At 71.6% G+C, this 17,223-nt stretch carries 13 protein-coding genes; 6 read left to right on the top strand and 7 right to left on the bottom strand.

Annotated elements, in window-relative coordinates; genetic code table 11:
* Nucleotides 1-121 precede the first annotated feature (121 nt).
* From ON19_RS42150 to ON19_RS22880, 5 genes are all read right to left on the bottom strand, one after another.
* Nucleotides 122-292, bottom strand: a complete 171-nt coding sequence (locus ON19_RS42150; protein ID WP_157229801.1) for a hypothetical protein — start codon at nt 290-292, stop codon at nt 122-124.
* A gap of 553 nt (nt 293-845) precedes the next feature.
* Nucleotides 846-2,588 (bottom strand): NTP transferase domain-containing protein, encoded by a 1,743-nt coding sequence (locus ON19_RS22895; RefSeq protein WP_043696570.1) that lies wholly within the window; start codon nt 2,586-2,588, stop codon nt 846-848.
* A gap of 82 nt (nt 2,589-2,670) precedes the next feature.
* Nucleotides 2,671-3,426, bottom strand: coding sequence for a VOC family protein (locus tag ON19_RS22890; RefSeq protein WP_043696567.1), 756 nt, complete (start codon nt 3,424-3,426; stop codon nt 2,671-2,673).
* A gap of 54 nt (nt 3,427-3,480) precedes the next feature.
* Complete coding sequence (locus tag ON19_RS22885; protein ID WP_043696563.1) at nt 3,481-3,792, bottom strand: MGMT family protein; 312 nt, start codon at nt 3,790-3,792, stop codon at nt 3,481-3,483.
* Between the two features lie 4 nt (nt 3,793-3,796).
* The gene (locus tag ON19_RS22880; RefSeq protein WP_043696560.1) at nt 3,797-4,573 is read right to left on the bottom strand and encodes an alpha/beta fold hydrolase; all 777 of its coding nucleotides are present in this window, start codon (nt 4,571-4,573) and stop codon (nt 3,797-3,799) included.
* A gap of 72 nt (nt 4,574-4,645) precedes the next feature.
* On the opposite strand from ON19_RS22880, the gene ON19_RS22875 reads away from it, so the two are divergent.
* On the top strand, nt 4,646-8,053 hold the full coding sequence (locus tag ON19_RS22875; RefSeq protein WP_051169208.1) for an ATP-dependent helicase: 3,408 nt from the start codon (nt 4,646-4,648) through the stop codon (nt 8,051-8,053).
* A gap of 43 nt (nt 8,054-8,096) precedes the next feature.
* A complete protein-coding gene (locus ON19_RS43925) occupies nt 8,097-12,767 on the top strand; it encodes an ATP-dependent DNA helicase (RefSeq protein WP_083899562.1) in 4,671 nt (1,556 codons plus the stop codon).
* Here the strand turns inward: ON19_RS43925 and ON19_RS22865 are convergent.
* Nucleotides 12,724-13,137: a DoxX family protein gene (locus tag ON19_RS22865; RefSeq protein WP_043696557.1), complete on the bottom strand. Its 414-nt coding sequence runs from the start codon at nt 13,135-13,137 to the stop codon at nt 12,724-12,726. The genes ON19_RS43925 and ON19_RS22865 overlap by 44 nt on opposite strands.
* A 442-nt stretch (nt 13,138-13,579) precedes the next feature.
* Here ON19_RS22865 and ON19_RS22860 point away from each other — a divergent pair, with 442 nt between their 5' ends.
* Nucleotides 13,580-14,635, top strand: coding sequence for a potassium channel family protein (locus ON19_RS22860; protein ID WP_051169197.1), 1,056 nt, complete (start codon nt 13,580-13,582; stop codon nt 14,633-14,635).
* A 46-nt stretch (nt 14,636-14,681) separates the two neighbouring features.
* The gene (nudC, locus tag ON19_RS22855; RefSeq protein WP_043696554.1) at nt 14,682-15,587 is read left to right on the top strand and encodes an NAD(+) diphosphatase; all 906 of its coding nucleotides are present in this window, start codon (nt 14,682-14,684) and stop codon (nt 15,585-15,587) included.
* 42 nt (nt 15,588-15,629) lie between these two features.
* On the opposite strand, the gene ON19_RS22850 is transcribed toward nudC, so the two are convergent.
* Nucleotides 15,630-15,860: a mycoredoxin gene (locus tag ON19_RS22850; RefSeq protein WP_157229813.1), complete on the bottom strand. Its 231-nt coding sequence runs from the start codon at nt 15,858-15,860 to the stop codon at nt 15,630-15,632.
* Between the two features lie 196 nt (nt 15,861-16,056).
* Between ON19_RS22850 and ON19_RS22845 the strand changes: the two genes are divergently transcribed.
* Together ON19_RS22845 and ON19_RS22840 are read left to right on the top strand one after the other, a co-directional pair.
* Nucleotides 16,057-16,518, top strand: coding sequence for an EVE domain-containing protein (locus tag ON19_RS22845; protein WP_227954639.1), 462 nt, complete (start codon nt 16,057-16,059; stop codon nt 16,516-16,518).
* A gap of 9 nt (nt 16,519-16,527) precedes the next feature.
* On the top strand, nt 16,528-16,992 hold the full coding sequence (locus tag ON19_RS22840) for a MarR family winged helix-turn-helix transcriptional regulator (protein WP_051169207.1): 465 nt from the start codon (nt 16,528-16,530) through the stop codon (nt 16,990-16,992).
* Nucleotides 16,993-17,223 lie beyond the last annotated feature (231 nt).

Below are 17,223 nucleotides of genomic sequence, written 5' to 3'. Positions count from 1 at the left end.
CGCCGCGCGCGGGGCGACAATTACCTCCGGGGTAAGCGGGGTAAGCACACCGGGCCTGGTACGACCGCAGCCGCCGGTCCCGGGAGGAGTTGGGGCCGGCGGCGCGGGTGGCGCAGATCAGCTACTGGCGGCGGTCCTGCTCGCCGCGCCGTTCGGGCATCTCGGACCTGGTGCCCCGACGGCCTTCCATATCCGAGCCCTCGCGCATGTCCTGCTCCTGGCGCTGTTGCTGCTGCTGCCTCGGCATCTGCTTCGGCATTTTCTTAGGCGTTTTCTTCGACTTTTCAGCCATCTCCACACGGTCCTTTCCGGGGGATTGATATTCGCCTAACGAACAGCCTAACGAACAAACGATAGCGAGCCGGTGGAGCTTCCGGAAGGGGAAATGAAAAATATGGCCCGGAGCGGCCGGTTGTTGTATTTGCGCAGGTAGAGGCGCTATTGAAGGTGGGTTTCGATAGCAACTACGGCTGGATCGGTGGCACGGTGTCATTCCTTGGCGGGTGGTTTGCCGGTGGCTCGGGTGTGTGTTCGAACGGTAACAAAACGGGTCGCGCCCACGCGTTCGCGAGTGGTCGGTATCGCTCCGACTTCGCGTGTTCTCGGGTTTATCGCGGCGAAAATAATTCCCCTGCGGCGGGGGTGTGCGCGTGGTGCGGCCGGTCGCTGTGGTCGTCACATAAGTTGTTGTGCGGCAATTTGTTTCCGCCCGACCCGGGAATCGCTGGCACACTTCCGCGTGGGGCGGAGCCCGATGTCACCTGAGATTACTTGCAGTGCAATCGCTTCAGCGTCCCACTGTGCTGAGGCGCGACAGTTCCGGACGAGTCGTGTCGTACGCCGGCTCAGCCGCGCAGCGGAAGGAACTCGACCGTCGCGCCGTCGACGGCGCCGGGCGGGACCACGACCAATCCGTCGCGGTCGATGAGGCCGCCGAGATGGGCGGTGCGGATGGCCGGGTCGCCGATCCAGCCGCCTTCCTCGGCGGCGCGAGCGGGTACGACGCGGGTCACCTGTGCCGCGATCTCTGCCGCGTTGTGCAGCGGCCCACGCAGCGGGCGGGCCGTGGGCGCGCCGGTGCGGCCCTCGACGATCGCGGGCGCGAGCGCCATGAGCGTGGCGACGGCGGCGAACGGGTTGCCGGGCAGGCCGAGCACCGTGGTGCCGGAGGCGAGTTCGGCGACGACGGTGGAACCGCCGGGACGCAGCCGCAGGCGCGGCACCACGATCTCGGCTCCGGCGCGGGCCAGGGCGGCACGGAGCTGGTCGGCGGCCCCGCCGCCGGTCGCGCCGACGATCACCAGCAGGTCGTGATCCGGCGCCACGGTCATGACCTCGTCGAATCCGTGCGGCGTGTCGCGCAGGTGCACTCGGTCGGCGGTGCGAATGCCGTACCAGGACAGCAGCTCCGGCAGGATCGGACCGATCGAATCGCGGGTCTGGCCCGCCTGCAGCGGCCCCTCGCTGCGGATCTCGTCACCGGTCATGACGATGCGCGCGCGCACCGGGCCGCGTACCGGCGCCGCGGTGACTTCGACGCTCGCGGCCGCGGAGATCAACGCGGCGGTGACCGGCGTGCCCTCCGGCGCGACGAGATCACCGGCCTGCCGGTCCTCGCCACGGTGGCGGATGTCGTCGCGCAGCGGGGTGTCCGGCAGGCGGTACAGCGTTTCGTCGGCGACGTGCACGAACTCGTCGCGCAGGACACCCGTGGTGCCGTCCGGTACGTGCGCGCCGGTGGCGATTCGCACCGCCTCACCCGGCAGCAGCCCCACCGGCCGCCTGCCGCCCGCGAAGCCGATGTCGCGGCGCAGGCGCCACGGCCCGTCACCCGCCACCGCGTAGCCGTCCATCGCGGAAACGTCGAAGCGGGGCAGCGGCCCGGCGGCGGTCAGCGGGCCTGCGAGCGCGGCCCCGAGCACCGAACGCAGGTCGGCTTCGTAGGCGGTGAGCCGGGACAGAGTGCCGCGCAGCATCTCTCGCGCCTCATCGAGATCCAGCGGTGGGTGCCGCCGTGGCGCGTCGACGGTGGCCCTGGCTCGCCGAACCTCCTCCTCGGTATCGCAGTCGCCGACGCCGGGCAGCGGGATGATCGCGGCGGCGGCGGGCACCAGCGCTTTCATCGGCTGGTTGATCAGCGCGCCGAGCCCCTCCAGCGCGGCCGCCAGCGCGGAGCGCCGCCACACTCCGATCAGGTACTGCGGGCGTCCGGACTCGTCGGCGGCGAACACCGCGTCCGCGCCGGATTCGGTGGCGTGCCGGATCAGTTCGGTGACCGCCCACGGAGCCAGGAACGGCAGGTCGGCGGCCAGCACGACCACCAGCGGCGCGGCGGAGCCGAGCGCGCGCAGCCCCGTGTCGATCGCCGCCACCGGACCCGACCCGGGCGGTACCTCGCGCACCTGGACGAATTGCGGCGCAAGCTCGGGCCGGTGCGGTCCGACGACCACCGTGTGCCCGCACGAAGCCACGGCGGCGAGTGCCACCTCGAGCATGGAACGACCGCCGATGACGATAGCCGGTTTGTCCACGCCGCCCATCCGGCTGGCCCGGCCGCCCGCGAGCACGATCGCGTCGGCGGCGGTCATAGGCCACGACTTCGAGCTGGGTACACCATGGCGGTCATGCTAATTCGTCACGGCGGGGAAGCCGGGGACCGGACGGCGTCGATCAGGCGTTGGACCAGAAGCGGGCCGGTGGCAGCAGCCGGAACTCGTTGAGTTCCGGGTCGGCGAGCACGAGGTCGGTGTCGCGGTCGGCGGCCGGGGCGCCGCGGTCGATCGTGGTGGCTCCCGCGGCGTGCAGCCTGGCTACCTCGGCGGCGCGGTCGTCGGCGGGAAACGAGGTGAGGTCGAGGCTCAGTCTGGTGCGGCCGGTCCCCGCGTCGGGGGTGCGGACGAACTCCAGCCAGGAGCCGAGTCCGGTCGGCGAACGCAGCCCGGCCAGCCGCTCACCGCGCCGGGTGGACGGCCAGCCGGTGGCGACCGCCCAGAACTCGGCGAGGCGCTCCGGCTCGCGCGTGTCGACCACCACGGCCGCGACGGCTCCGGTGTCCACGTACTCCTCCCTGGGTTCGAGGACGCAGAATTCGTTGCCTTCCGGGTCGGCCAGCACAGCCCACGGCACCGCGCCCTGGCCGATGTTGACCGCTCGCGCGCCCAAGGCCAGCGCCCGGTCCACCTGGGTGCGCTGATGCTCCCGCGAGCGGGTGGCCAGATCCAGGTGCAGGCGGTTCTTGCCGACCTTGGCCCGCATCGCGGGCAGGAAGGTCAGCGCGAGGTCGCCACCGTCGGCGTCGGGGGCCGCGACGTTCACCTCGTCGGGCCGGTCGAGCGTCACACTCCAGCCGAGCAGTTCGGCCCAGAAGTCCGCGACCGAACGCGGCCGGTCGGCATCGAACACGACACATGCCAGGCGGGTGGGCATGGATCAACGGTACTGGCCGCCGATCCGGCTCGGAGGCATTTCGGACAGCGGTGCTCAGCCCGCCGCAGGATCGGGCAGGGGGAAGCGCGCGGCGCGCAGGTCGACACGTCCGTCCCGGATCGGCACGCCTTCCTCGGCGAGCAGGCGCAGCTGGCGACGGGCCAGGTGCGCGGCGGGCTTGCCGCTCGCGCCCAGCACGCGATGCCAGGGCAGGTCGGCCGCGTCGGTGCGCATGATCCAGCCCACCGTGCGTGGCGTGGACAGTCCCGCGGCCGCGGCGATGTCGCCGTAGGTGACGACCCGGCCGGGCGGAACCGACGCCACCAGGGCGCGAACCTGCTCGATCTGGGCGTCGCTGGTCGGCATCGGTTCAGAGCACCGAGCGCACGAGTTCGCCGGTCTCGGCCGGATACGCCTGGGCCACCATGTGATCGCAGTTCCACTCGAGCACGGTCAGGTTCGCGCCCATGTGCTCGGTGAGCGCCGCGCGGAACTCCGGGGTGACGAACGGCGGGTGCACCTTCATCGCCTGCACCAGCACCGTGGGCAGGTCCGCGGGCGGCAGCACCCAGTGGCGAGCCAGCTGGCCCCAGTAGGAGTTGATGGCGGGCAGGCTCATCCGCCAGCCGAAGCGCCCGTCGGCGGTGGGCATCAGATGTTCGAGCAGTTCGGCGTCGAGCAGCCGCGGCTCGACGTCACCCCATCCGGTGTCCAGCTTGTCCCGGCGCGCGTGGTCGACGCTGTCGTAGTCGGCCGAGACCAGGGTGGACAGCGCGATCTCGTTGAGCCATTCCGGTTCCAGCGCGATGGCCGGATCGAGCAGCACGAGCTTGCGCACCAGGTCGGGATGTCGATGCGCCAGGTGCAGCGCGCAGGCGCCGCCGAAGGAGTGCGCGACCACCACCACCGGTCCGTCCGCCTCCGTGGTGACCAGGTCGACCAGGTCATCGACGATGGTCTCGAAGTTCCACGGCGGCAGCGAGGTCGAGCGACCGTGTCCGCGCAGGTCGGGTGCGAGCACGCGGACGTCGGGCAGATGCCGGGTGGCCAGGTCTTCCCAGCGTTTGCCGTGGCCGGTCACGCCGTGCAGGGCGAGCACCACCGGTCCCGTCGTCGGACCGAACCGGTGGACATTCAGAACAGACACCGGTCCATTGTGACCTGCGCCGGAATCGCGCGCAGTGCCGGTCACACGGAGGCGTGTACCGGCGTGTCGGTCGTGTCTGTTGCAATAGCCCGCGTGGTGCGATCGGATGGCGCGGTGCGACTGGTTCGCCGGAATGTGGTGGCGCCCCGGCCGCGAGACTGGGGCGCCGACGTTCGCGCGCTGCTGGATGCCGCGGCCGAGGCCGGTCCCGCGCGCCCCGGGTGGCGGCCCTGGCAGGTACTCGGCGGGCCCGGAACCGGCAAGACAGCCCTGCTGGTGGACCTCGCCGCCGAGCGCATCGCGGCTGGAGCCGATCCCGATTCGGTGCTGGTGCTGACACATTCGAAACAGGCGGCGGGCGCCGTGCGCGATGCCATCACCACGCGGCTGAGCGGACCCGAACCCGGCGTCGAGGACGGTGTGCCCGGCGCCACACGAGAACCGTTGGTGCGCACCCTGCACTCGTACGCTTTCTCCGTGCTACGCAGGCACGCGATGGCGCACGGCAATCCGCCGCCGCGTTTGCTGACCGGAGCGGAACAGGACGCCGTGCTGCGCGAAATGCTGCGCGGCGACCTGATCGACATGGCCGAGGGCGCGCGCGGATTGTGGCCGGAGCGACTGCGGCCCGCGCTCGCGCTCGGTGGATTCGCCGAGCAATTGCGCGATCTCATGCTGCGCGCCACCGAACGCGGCATCGGGCCGGAAGACCTGGTGCGGCTGGGCCGCGAGCACGCCAAACCGGAGTGGGTGGCGGCCGGCAACTTCGCCATCCGCTACGAGCAGACGATGCTGCTGCGCTGGTCGGTGGGCGTGGAGGCGCCGGAGGCGACCGCGCCCGCGCTGGACGCCGCCGAACTGGTCGGCGCGGCGCTGGACGCGCTGGCCGCCGACCCGAATCTGCTCGCTGCCGAACGCGCCAGGATCCGATACCTGCTGGTCGACGACGCACAGCACCTGGACCCGCAGGCGGCGATCCTGGTCGAGGCGATCGGGCACAGCGCGCGGATCACGGTGATCGCGGGCGATCCCGATCAGGCCGTCTTCACCTTCCGCGGCGCCGACGCGCGGTTCGTCGCCGGACTCGACGTGCCCGACGACCGGCGCGTCGTGCTGCGCGCGAACCACCGCTTCAGCGGTCAGGTCCAGCTGGCGGTCGCGCGGATCGCCGCACGTCTGCCGGGCAGTGCGCCGCAGCGCATCCCCGTGCCGGAACGCGCCGAACCGCGGGAGGACGGCACCGAGGTGCGGGTCCGCGTGCTGGCCACACCCGCGAAGGAAGCCGCGCTCATCGCCGATCACCTGCGCCGCGCGCACCTCACCGGCGGGGTGCCGTGGTCGCGGATGGCGGTGATCGTCCGATCGGTGCCGCTGTCGCTGGCGCCGCTGCGCCGTGCCTTGCTCGCCGCGGGCGTGCCGGTGCGCCAGCCCACGCTGGACACGCCGCTGGCGCGCAGGCGCGGCGCGGCCTGGATGCTGCTGTCGCTGCGCGCGGTGCTGGCGGGAGAGGCGGCGCAACGGGGCGCGGAACCGGCGTTCGAGCCGGAGGACGCCCTCGACCTGCTGTCCGGGCCGCTGGGCGGCGCCGACCAGATCGCCTTGCGCCGCTTGCGCCGCGGCGTTCGGCGCGCGGTGCTGGAATCCGCGCGCGCCGGTGCGAAAACCCCGGACACGGACGACGATCCGGCCCCGGACCGCGGCGCGGACATCGACCGCCCCTCCGCGCAGGTGCTGCGCGACCAGCTGATCGGAGCGGGAGATCCGGCGATCCTGGGCCGGCTCACCGAGGTCGAGGCGGCACCGCTGCGCCGGGTGCTGGACGCGCTGCATCGGGCACGCAAGGCGCGCGGGCGCGGCGCGGGCCTGGAGGACGTCCTGTGGGCGCTGTGGACCGGTTCCCGGCTGGAACGGCGCTGGGTGGCCCAATCGGAGCGCGGCGGCGCGGTCGGTATGCAGGCCGATCGCGATCTGGACGCCGCCGTCGCGTTGTTCGACGCGGCCGCCGCCTACGTCGACCGGCTGCCGCGCGCGAGCATCGAAGGGTTCGTCGAGTATCTGTCGCAGCAGGAGATTCCGTTCGACTCGGCGCCGCGCACCGCACCGGGCGAGTCGGTGGCGCTGCTGAGTGCGCACGCCGCGGCCGGGCGGGAATGGGACGTGGTCGCCGTCGCCGCCGTGCAGGAGGGGATCTGGCCCGATCCGCGCTCGCGCGGCACCCTGCTGCACACCGAGGACCTGGTGGATCTCACCGCAGGGGTGTCCGACGCGGGTGAACAGGTGAGCCGTGCGGCGCCGATTCTCGCCGAGGAGCGCAGGCTGCTGTTCGTCGCGTGCAGCCGGGCCCGGCGATCCCTGCTGGTCACCGCGGTGGAGTCGGTGGCAGGCGAACGTGACCTGGTGCCCTCGCGTTTTCTCGCCGAGCTGCTCGGACACGACGACGACAGCGAGCCCGGCGCGCTCCCGGTGGTCGATCCCGGCCGCGCCCTGGTGATGCACTCCCTGGTCGCCGAATTGCGCGGCGTGGTCTGCGATCCCGAGGCAGACCCGGAGCGCAGGCGTCGCGCCGCGCACCAGCTCGCGCGGCTGGCGGACGCGGGTGTGCGCGGCACCCACCCCGACGACTGGTATGGCACCGCCGAACTCAGCTCGCTGCGTCCGCTGTGGGCCGAGGACGAGGGCCCGGTGGCGCTGTCGCCCTCCACCGTGGAGTTGCTGCGCACCTGTCCGCTGCGCTGGGCACTGGAACGCCACGGCGGCACCGACGGCGACAATCCACACGCCGTCAAGGGCAACCTGGTGCACACGCTGGTGCAGGCGCTGGCGGGCAAGGTGCCCCCGGACCAAGTGCGTGCGGCGCTGGACCGGGCCTGGCAGGCGGTCGATCCCGGGACCGGCTGGCATTCCAGGCAGGAGCTGCGCCGCACCGAAGGCATGCTGGAGAACTTCCAGGCCTGGGTCCGCAACACCCGCGGCGAACTCACCCAGGCCGGTGTCGAGGTGCCGGTGGACTGCGTGCTGCCCGCGCGCACCGAAGACGAACGCGCCGTGCGGATCCGGGGCCGCGTCGACCGGCTGGAACGGGACGCGCAAGGCCGCTTCGTGATCGTCGACGTGAAAACCGGCAAGTCCCCGGTCACCAAGCAGGCCGCCGTCGATCACGCGCAGCTGGCGACCTATCAGGTGGCGGCCGCTACGGGTGCCCTCGACGCCACGGAAGAATCCGCCGATCCATCCGGCGAACCCGGCGGGGCACGATTGGTCTATGTCGCGAAGCCGAGCAAGGCGGAAGGGGCGACCCAGCGCATGCAGCCCCCGCTGGACGCCGAGGCGCTCGAGCACTGGCGCGACACGATTCACCGGGCCGCGGCGTCCACTCAGGGCCCCGGCTACCTCGCCATGCGTAACGACGGATGCCGCCACTGCGCGGTCGCGGGCAGCTGTCCCGTGCAGGACAGCGGGAGACAGGTGACCGACGAGTGAGCGCGCCCTCGGCCTCGCCGCGGCCGGTCGCCGGGGCGCCGCCGTGAACGCCCGGGTGACGCCCCATCAGCTGGCGCAGGCGCTGGGCCTGCCGCCGCCGACCGACGAACAGGCCGCCGTGATCGCGGCGCCGCCGGGCCCGACCCTCGTGGTCGCGGGCGCGGGCGCGGGCAAGACCGAGACGATGGCCGCCCGCGTGGTCTGGATGGTCGCGAACGGGCTCGTCCTGCCGGACGAGGTGCTCGGGCTGACGTTCACGCGCAAAGCCGCCCAGCAGCTGACCGCCCGCATCCGGACCAGGCTGGCCCGGCTGGCCGGCGCGCCGCTGCTGCGCGAACTCGACCCGAGCGGTCGGCTGCGCGCCCAGCTGACCGGCGCGGAACCGGAGATCAGCACCTACCACTCGTACGCGGGCAGGTTGCTCACCGAACACGGCCTGCTTCTTCCGGTGGAACCTTCGGCGACGCTGCTGACCCAGACCCAGCTCTGGCAGCTCGCCCATCAGGTGGTCCGCACCTGGGACGGCGATCTGGAGACCGAGCGCACCCCGGTGTCGGTCACCGAGGCGGTGCTCGCGCTGTCCGGGCAGCTGGCGGAGCATCTGGTCGAGCCGGAGGAGTTGGCCGAGGCACACACCGAGCTGGCGAAGCTGGTGCACACGCTGCCCGCGGGCCCGCGGCAGCGGGGCGGGCCCAGCCAAACGCTGCTCAACATCGTGCAGGTGCAGCAGGAGCGGGTGGCGCTGCTGCCGCTGGTGCACCAGCTCACCGAGGCGTTGCGCCGCCGGGGCGCACTCGATTTCGGCGCGCAGATGTCCCTGGCCGCGCGCTTGGCCGCCGAGCACCCCGAGGTGGCCGCCGCCGAACGCGCCCGGTTCCGGCTGGTGCTGCTCGACGAATACCAGGACACCGGCCACGCTCAGCGAGTCCTGCTCGCCGCCCTGTTCGGCGGCGCGCCGGACGCTACACCGAGGCACGGACCGTATGACGCGCATGAAGTATCTCGGGTGCCGGATGGTGATTCCGCTCTCACCGCAGGCCGGGATTCGCCACGCACGGATCCGCACCCACAGCGGACCGCCGACGGCCGCAACATCGGCGATCCGCTCTCGGATGGCACGTCGTCGGACTCGGCGACGGGGGATGCGTCGTCCGATGCGGCCGCGCCTGCCGATTCAGCCGAGCGGGAAGGACATAGCGGCACGGGCGAGCCGAGTTCCGCCACGGGGGAGTCGGGCCCGCTGTCACCCGGCGTGGGCGGTGACCAGCTGGGCGTCAGCACGACCGCGCGCGAGCCGCACGACATCGTCCGAGACCCGGATACGCCGATCGGAGGTACATCCGCATCGGCCGCTGCGCATGAGGCACATGTTGATTCGTCTGTGCGGGACTTGTGGTTGTCGGCGGATGGTGTGTTCGATCCGGCCGCTGATCGGCTTGCGCAGGGTGGCCGTGCAGCGCACTCCGTCGCGGGGCAGCGTGAGCCGGATCGGCCGCCGCACTCCACGCCGGGTGTCGGCGCGGGTCCCGGTGACTCCGCTCGAGGCGTCCAGTCGCGCCGCGCCGACGCGAACGAGACGATGGTGGAACGGCAACCGCAGTTCGCCGGTGCGCACGATCCGCACGCCGCGCCCGGTCGCGACCAGCGCTCGCGACCACACGATGGGCAGCGGCTCGCCGTGACCGCCGTGGGCGATCCGATGCAGTCGATCTACGGCTGGCGTGGCGCTTCGGCGGCGAATCTGCCTCGGTTCGCCACCGATTTCCCCACTGCGCCGGGGGTACCGGCCCCCACGCTGGCATTGCTGACCAGCTGGCGCAATCCTCCGGAGGCACTGGCACTGGCGAACCTGGTCGCGGAAGCATTGCGGCGCAAGGCGATCGAGGGCGGCGGGGTGACGGTCGACGCGCTGCGCGCCAAGCCCGACGCCGGGCCGGGGGAGGTGGCGTTGGCGCTGACCGAGACCGTCGCCGGTGAACGCGAGTGGGTAGCCGAGCGGATCGCCGCGCAGTGGGCCGCCCGGCGCGCGGCGCAGCAGCAACCACCCACGTCGGCGGTGCTGGTACGCCGCAATGCCGACGCCGCGCCGCTCGCGGAAGCACTACGCGCGCAAGGACTTCCGGTGGAGATCGTCGGGCTCGGCGGCTTGCTCGCCACACCGGAGGTCGCCGACATCGTCGCCACCCTCCGGCTGATCGCCGAACCGGGCTCCGGCAGCGCCGCCATGCGCGTGCTGACCGGCGCGCGCTGGCGCGTCGGCGTCGCCGACATCGCCGCGCTCGCCCGCCGCGCCAGGGACCTGTCCATCCGGCGCTCCGGGTCCGAGGCCGGGGCCGAGATCGCCGACGGCGCCACGCTGGACGAGGCGCTGCGGGACGTGGCCCCGGAGCCCGCCGAACAGGCCGGGCTGGCCGACGCCATCGCCGATCCAGGTTCGCCGGAGCAATATTCGGCGGCCGGGTTCGCCCGGATCGAGGCGCTGGGGCGTGAGCTGGCCGCATTGCGCGAACGCAGTGGTCAGCCGTTGGCCGAGTTGGTCGCCGATGTCGAACGCACCATCGGCGTCGGTGTGGAGACCCAGACCCGGCGAGCGATGGCGGGCACCGGCGCCGGGCGCGAGCACCTGGACGCGTTCGCGGAAGTGGTGGCCGGGTACGCCGCGGACACCGGGGCCTCGCTCGGCGGGCTGCTCGCCTTCCTCGCCGCCGCGGAGGAGGTCGAGAACGGACTCGAGCCGGGCGAGGTCGAGGTCGCGAAGGATCGCGTCCAAGTGCTGACCGTGCACGCGGCGAAGGGCTTGGAATGGGAGATCGTCGCGGTCCCGCACGTGGTGGAGGGCGTGTTCCCGTCCAAGGTCGGTTCCGGCACGTGGCTCGGCGCGCTCGCCGAGCTGCCGACGTCGCTGCGGGGCGACCGGCAACAGGACGACGCGGCCGAGGGCGTGCCGGTACTCGATCTCACCGACCTGTACGACCGTGCCGACCTCGACCGTGCGATCAAGGCGCACAAGGAGGCGCTGGAGCGCCGCCGGATCGATGAGGAACGCCGCCTGTTCTACGTCGCGCTCACCAGAACCGAACGCGTCCTGCTGGTTTCGGCCCACTACTGGGCGGAGACCGGCAGCACGCCGAAGGGCCCCTCGGATTTCCTGCTGGAGCTGAAGCACGCGCACGAGGACCCCGGCAGCCCGGCGTACGACGTCCTGGCGATCGACCGCTGGGACGACCCGCCCGCGGCCGAATCCGTCAACCCGTTCACCGACAACCCCGCCACCGCCGAGTGGCCGCGCGACCCGCTCAGCACCCGCCGCGACCCCATCGAGCAGGGTGCGGCGCTGGTCCGCGCGGCGCTGGCCGACCTGCGCGCTCGTCCGGCCGATGCCGGTCCGGATGCGCACGAGACCGCCGAGCCTCGCCCCGTCCTCGATGAGGAGGGGCTAGTGCCGCCGGACGCGGAGGCCTCACCGCCGGAGGGGGAGGTCCCGCTGTGGGAGGGGGAGGTCCCGCCGCCAGTCGGGAAGGCCCGGGCGCGGGAGAAGGAGGTCCCGCCGCTGGAGGGAGAGGTCCCGCCGGCGAACGCGGAAGCTCCGGCCTCCTCGGACGCGGAGGTCCCGTTGGGGGACGCGGAGGCTTCACCGGCGGACGCGGAGGTCCCGTCGGGGGACGCGGAGGCTTCACCGGCGGAGGTCTTGTCGGCGGTCGCGGGGGCTTCACCGCCAAATACGGAGGCCGCTTACCCGGACGATCCGGCCTACTATCCGCCCGACGACGAGTTCCCACCGGACGAACTCGTGGACGATTTCGACTTCATGACCGAATACGCCGACCCGTACGCGGACATCGAGCCGTACTTCGGCGCGGCTCCGGACCCGGTGGAGGAGTACCTGTCCGCCGACGATCCGGTATTCGCCGCGAGCGGCTTCGCTCCGCCCCCGCCGGATGACCCGTACCGGCCGGAGCACACCCAATCCGCCCCGGATCCGGACGACCCGGAAGGCTGGGCCGCCGACGTCGACGCACTACTCGCCGAGCACCAAGCGGCGGCGGTCGCCGCCGCGGAGGTCGAGCTGCCCGGCCAGATCGCGGCGACCGCCCTGGTCGAGCTGCGCGCCGACCCGGCGAAACTCGCCGCCCGCCTGCGTCGTCCGCTGCCCTACCCGCCGAATCCGCTCGCCCGCCGCGGCACCGCGTTCCACGCTTGGGTACAGCGGTGGTTCGGCTCCACCCGCCTGCTCGGTCTGGACGAGCTGCCGGGCGCCGCCGACGGTGCGGCCGACGCGGGCCTGGACGCCGAACTGACCGCGATGCAGGAGGCGTTCCTGAACTCGCGGTGGGCCGACCGCAGCCCGATCGAGGTCGAGATTCCGTTCGAGACCTCGATCGCGGGCACGGTGATCCGGGGGCGGATGGACGCGGTGTTCGCCGAGCCGGGCGGGCGCTGGACCGTGGTCGACTGGAAGACCGGCGCCGAGCCAGGTGCGGCCGAGGAACCCGCGGTCGCCATGCAGCTGGCGGTGTACCGCCTGGCGTGGGCGCGGTTGATGGCCGCGCGCGAGGGACGGCCGGAGCAGGAGATGCTGCACCGCGTCGGCGCAGCGTTCCACTATGTGCGCACCGGGCGCACCATCGCGCCGGTGAACCTGGCCGGACCGGAGGAGCTGGCCGAGCTGATCAGGAACGCCGCGCCCGCCGGCTCACCGCCAGCGCCTGAGTGATCAGCGGGATCTGCAGCGGAAGCCGCAGCGCGGACCCGATCTTGACCAGCCGCGGCGCCTTCTCGTTGGCCAGCATGTCCACGGTGAACTGCACATTGGCCGGGAACACCGCGATGAACAGCAGCGCCGCGAGACGTCCGCCGAAGCTGCGGGTGCGCGGGACCGCGAGTGCGGCGGCGACGCCGATTTCGGCCACCCCGGAGGCATAGGTGTAGTCACGGGCCTTGCCGGGCAGCGCGCGCGGCACGATGGAATCGAAGGGCTTCGGCCAGACGAAATGCAGCACCCCGGTGCCGAACAGCAGGGCAGCGAGGGCCAGCGCGGGCCGTCGCCCGCCGTCGAGCGCGGGAGTCAGCGTGTTTTCTGCCATGAGGAACCCTTACATCAATGCCCGCTTCGTTTCGACCCGGGTGCGTCCGGTCGCGGACTCGACGGTCCGCACCACCGAACGCGGCGTTCCGGCCATTCCGGAATTCGAGCGAAGCGAAACGGGCGATCCTGAACCAAAGGCACCGCAGGCAGCCCCTGATAGTGCGGCGATCACCCCACGCCCCCACACCGGCTCAACCACCGGTTTCGAGCGAAGCGAGACCGAGCATGCGCCGTTCGCGGCCCGGCTCGCGTTTGCGCGGCCGCCGCGTCCGCGACGGAGGAGCAAGCGGCGGCCGCGCAAACGCGAGCCACAAAGGGGCCGCGAGCACCCAGCGCCGCAGGCGCTGGACAAATAAACACAGTAGGCTCCCCTGCTGTGCCGGAGGGACAAGGAATACCGGAGATGACCGACACGAACAACGAGATGGCGGGTGTGTCCGGTGTTCGGTGATCGAGCGCGCGGACTGGGATTGGCCAGCCGCCCCGATTTCGCCCTGGTCGGCTTGCTGCGCATCCCGGAAGTGCAGACCAGCCCGTGGATTTCGCTGACCAGGCGGGTTCTGTTCGCGACCGGGCTGCTCTTCGGGGCCGCGCTGGTGGTGTATATCGGGCGCGACGGCTACCACGACAACTCGGGAAACGAACTTTCGTTCCTGGACGCGTTCTACTACGCGACGGTGTCGCTGTCGACCACCGGATACGGCGACATCCACCCGGTGACGCCCGAGGCGCGGTTGGCGAACATCGTCATCATCACCCCGCTGCGCATCCTGTTCCTGATCGTTCTGGTCGGCACCACCCTCGGCGTGCTGACCGAACGTTCCCGGCAGGCTTTCAAGATTCAGCGATGGAGGCACACAGTGCGCAATCACACCGTGGTCGTCGGATACGGCACGAAGGGACGGACCGCGATCGACGCCATGCTCGGCGACGGGGTGCAGCCCGCCGACATCGTCGTGGTCGATACCGACCTGATCGCCTTGGAGGCGGCCGCGAACGCCGGGCTGGTCACGGTGCACGGCTCGGCCACCCAGTCCGACGTGCTGCGACTGGCCGGTGTGCAGAACTCCGAGTCGGTGGTGGTCGCCACCAACCGCGACGACACCGCCGTGCTGGTCACGTTGACCGCCCGGGAATTGAACAAGACCGCCAAGATCGTGGTGGCGATCCGGGAGGCGGAGAACACCCACCTGGTGCGGCAGTCCGGCGCGAACTCGGTGGTGGTGTCCTCGGAGACCGCGGGCCGGTTGCTCGGCATCGCGACGACCACGCCCACCGTGGTGGAGATGATGGAGGATCTGCTCACGCCCGAGGAGGGCTTCGCCGTCGCCGAACGTCAGGTGGAGCCGTCCGAGATCGGTGGTTCGCCACGGCATCTCGGCGATATCGTCCTCGGTGTGGTACGCGACGGCGTGCTGCACCGAGTGGGCGAGCCGGAAGTCGACGCGATCGACGCGGGCGACAAACTGCTGTACATCCGCCGATCGGGAAAGTGAGCCCGGCGCGGGCCGAGTGGTAGCTCGGGCGCGATAGTCTCGAACCGTGCCGGCATTTCAGCTCAATGGAGTCCCACTGCTGTCCCGTTCCGTAGTCGACCGGGCCGAGCCGATCCGGGGTGACGCTCAGGCTCTGAAGGAGGGCTGGGGGAGCGCGAAACTCCTGCGGGTCAATCGGCGCGGGCAGGTGCGCTTCGACGAGGGTGTCCTGATCCTGGACGCCGCCCTCGAGCTGTCCGCCGAGCCGAACCCGGACGCGGTCTTCCTCGGTGTCGAGGATGGTGTTCACCTGTGGGCGGTGCGCGACGCGGAGCTGGAGGGCACGCTGACCGATCTGCGCGCGCTGGCCGGCGGCGCCATCGATGACCGCACCGCCGGGCTGCTCTCCACCGCGATCGCCCTGCTGAACTGGCACGACAAGGCGGGATACAACGGTGCGGACGGCGCGGTGACGACCGTGTCCAAGGCCGGGTGGTCGCGCATCACCGAGAGCGGCTACGAAGAGTTCCCGCGCATCGATCCGGCGGTGATCTGCCTGATCCACGACGGCGGCGACCGGGTGCTGCTCGCGCGTCAGCAGAGCTGGCCGAAGTCGCTGTTCTCGCTGCTGGCCGGGTTCGTCGAGGCGGGCGAGTCGCTGGAACGCTGCGTCGAGCGCGAGATGCGCGAGGAAGTCGGCCTCGACGTGCGCGAGATCAGCTACCTGGGCAGCCAGCCGTGGCCGTTCCCGCGCTCGCTGATGCTCGGCTTCGCCGCGGTGGCCGATCCCGAGCAGCCGCTGGTCTTCTCCGACGGGGAGATCGCCGAAGCCGATTGGTTCACCCGTGCGCAGGTGCGCGAAGCGCTGGCGGTGGGCGACTGGTCGAAGCAGGGTGAGGGCGCCCAGCTGCTGCTGCCGGGCTCGATCTCCATAGCGCGCACCATCGTGGAATCCTGGGCCGCGATCGACTGAGCGCACGCGCGCGGGCCGCTGTGGCCCGCGCGCGGCGGCTGATCAGGACAGGCCGGCCAGGACCTGCTTGACCGCCGCCAGCGACGGGTTCGTCGCGGTGGAGCCGTCGGCGAACTTCACGGTCGGCACGACATGGTTGCCGCCGTTCACGCTCCCGACGAACTCGGCCGACGCCGGATCTTGCTCGATGTCGATCTCGACGTAGGTGATGCCCGCCTCGTCCAGCTGTGTCTTGAGCCTGCGGCAGTAGCCGCACCAGGTGGTCGAGTACATCGTCAGGGTGGGGTTCGCGTCAGTCACGGACACTGCAACGCCGGAGGACCGCTCACTGTTCCAACTCGAACCTTCTCGCCTTGCGCCGCGTTTAGTATGCGCGCATACTAAACGCATGTTCCCACCGAAAGCGCCCACGGAGACTCGCGTGGACAGGAGGAGCGCCGACGGGAGTGCTCCGACATCGGCGAGGCAGGTGACCGCCGGCGGCGGGAATCTCATCGGATCGAGCGCGAGATACTGGCTGGCTGTCGTCTCCCGGGCACACGTCCGGCGCGGTGTCGAGCTCGGCATAGCGCAGGCCGATCACGGCAAGCGCACGGCCGTGGAGCGCATGCGGCCGGGCGACGGGCTGGTCTATTACTCGCCGCGCGAGGGCATGCGCGCCGGAGCGCCGGTGCGCTCGTTCACCGCGATCGGCACGATCGATGATCGGCCCGCCTGGCAGGCCGCCCCACAGGACGGCGGCGGCTGCTTCCGGCCGTGGCGCCGATCGATCAGCTACCGAGCGGGCGTGCGGGAGACTCCGATCGATGCGCTGCGCGACGAGTTGGAATTCACCAGCGTGCCGAACTGGGGAATGGTCCTGCGCCGCGGCCTGATAGAACTCAGCGCGCACGACTACGCACTGATCGCGCGGACCATGACGGACGAGTGAAGGATGCCGATGCACGAGGCGCAGGACGGGCGACTGCGCTCCAGATTTCGCACGGCCGAGGAAAGCCCCGGCCTGTTGCTGTGGCAGGTGACCAACCGCTGGCAAGCCGCGCAACGGGCGGCGCTGGCCCCGTTCGACCTGACGCACGTGCAATTCGTGCTGCTCGCCTCGCTGACCTATCTCGCCGCGGGCCACTCGGAACCGGTGCGGCAGCGTGACCTGGCCGAATACGCCGCCACCGATCCGATGATGACCTCCCAGGTGGTGCGCACGCTGGCACAGAAGGGCCTGCTCGAACGCCGCGACCACCCGAGCGATCGCCGGGCGAAGGCCCTGGTCGCCACCGAAGCCGGTGTGGCGCTGGTCAACCGGGCCATCGCCGCGGTCGAGGCGTGTGACGAGGAATACTTCGCCCCGCTGGGCGCATCGGGCGGCGCCTTCGTCCGCTCCCTGCGCCTGCTGCGCGACCGCTGATCCGCGTAGCTCCCCGGACCCGCTCGGCGATCCGCCTGCGCGATCGGCGCAGGCAGCCGTGACGACACGAGCAAGCCGTTCGCAGCGCCGGACCGTCCGCGCAGCGCAGAACACGGCATCGAACCCGTCTCGAAGTCCGGCACCGTTGCCCCCTGCGGATGCGTCGCCGAGTCCGGTACACGCTAGGTGCCGGTGGCATCGACGGCGCGCAGCTCGTGGCCGGACCCCCGG

The sequence above is a fragment of the Nocardia abscessus NBRC 100374 genome, from assembly GCF_000308455.1.
Taxonomy (GTDB): Bacteria; Actinomycetota; Actinomycetes; order Mycobacteriales; family Mycobacteriaceae; genus Nocardia; species Nocardia abscessus.
The sequence above is the reverse complement of the archived record's forward strand: the minus strand, read 5'-3'. Positions and strand labels throughout refer to the sequence as shown.

What these genes read in the sequence shown, in the direction of transcription:
- ON19_RS42150 (WP_157229801.1), bottom strand. Translation starts at nt 292, where the DNA reads ATGGCTGAAAAGTCGAAGAAAACGCCTAAGAAAATGCCGAAGCAGATG.
- ON19_RS22895 (WP_043696570.1), bottom strand. Translation starts at nt 2,588, where the DNA reads ATGACCGCCGCCGACGCGATCGTGCTCGCGGGCGGCCGGGCCAGCCGG.
- ON19_RS22890 (WP_043696567.1), bottom strand. Translation starts at nt 3,426, where the DNA reads ATGCCCACCCGCCTGGCATGTGTCGTGTTCGATGCCGACCGGCCGCGT.
- ON19_RS22885 (WP_043696563.1), bottom strand. Translation starts at nt 3,792, where the DNA reads ATGCCGACCAGCGACGCCCAGATCGAGCAGGTTCGCGCCCTGGTGGCG.
- ON19_RS22865 (WP_043696557.1), bottom strand. Translation starts at nt 13,137, where the DNA reads ATGGCAGAAAACACGCTGACTCCCGCGCTCGACGGCGGGCGACGGCCC.
- ON19_RS22850 (WP_157229813.1), bottom strand. Translation starts at nt 15,860, where the DNA reads ATGTACTCGACCACCTGGTGCGGCTACTGCCGCAGGCTCAAGACACAG.
- ON19_RS22840 (WP_051169207.1), top strand. Translation starts at nt 16,528, where the DNA reads ATGCACGAGGCGCAGGACGGGCGACTGCGCTCCAGATTTCGCACGGCC.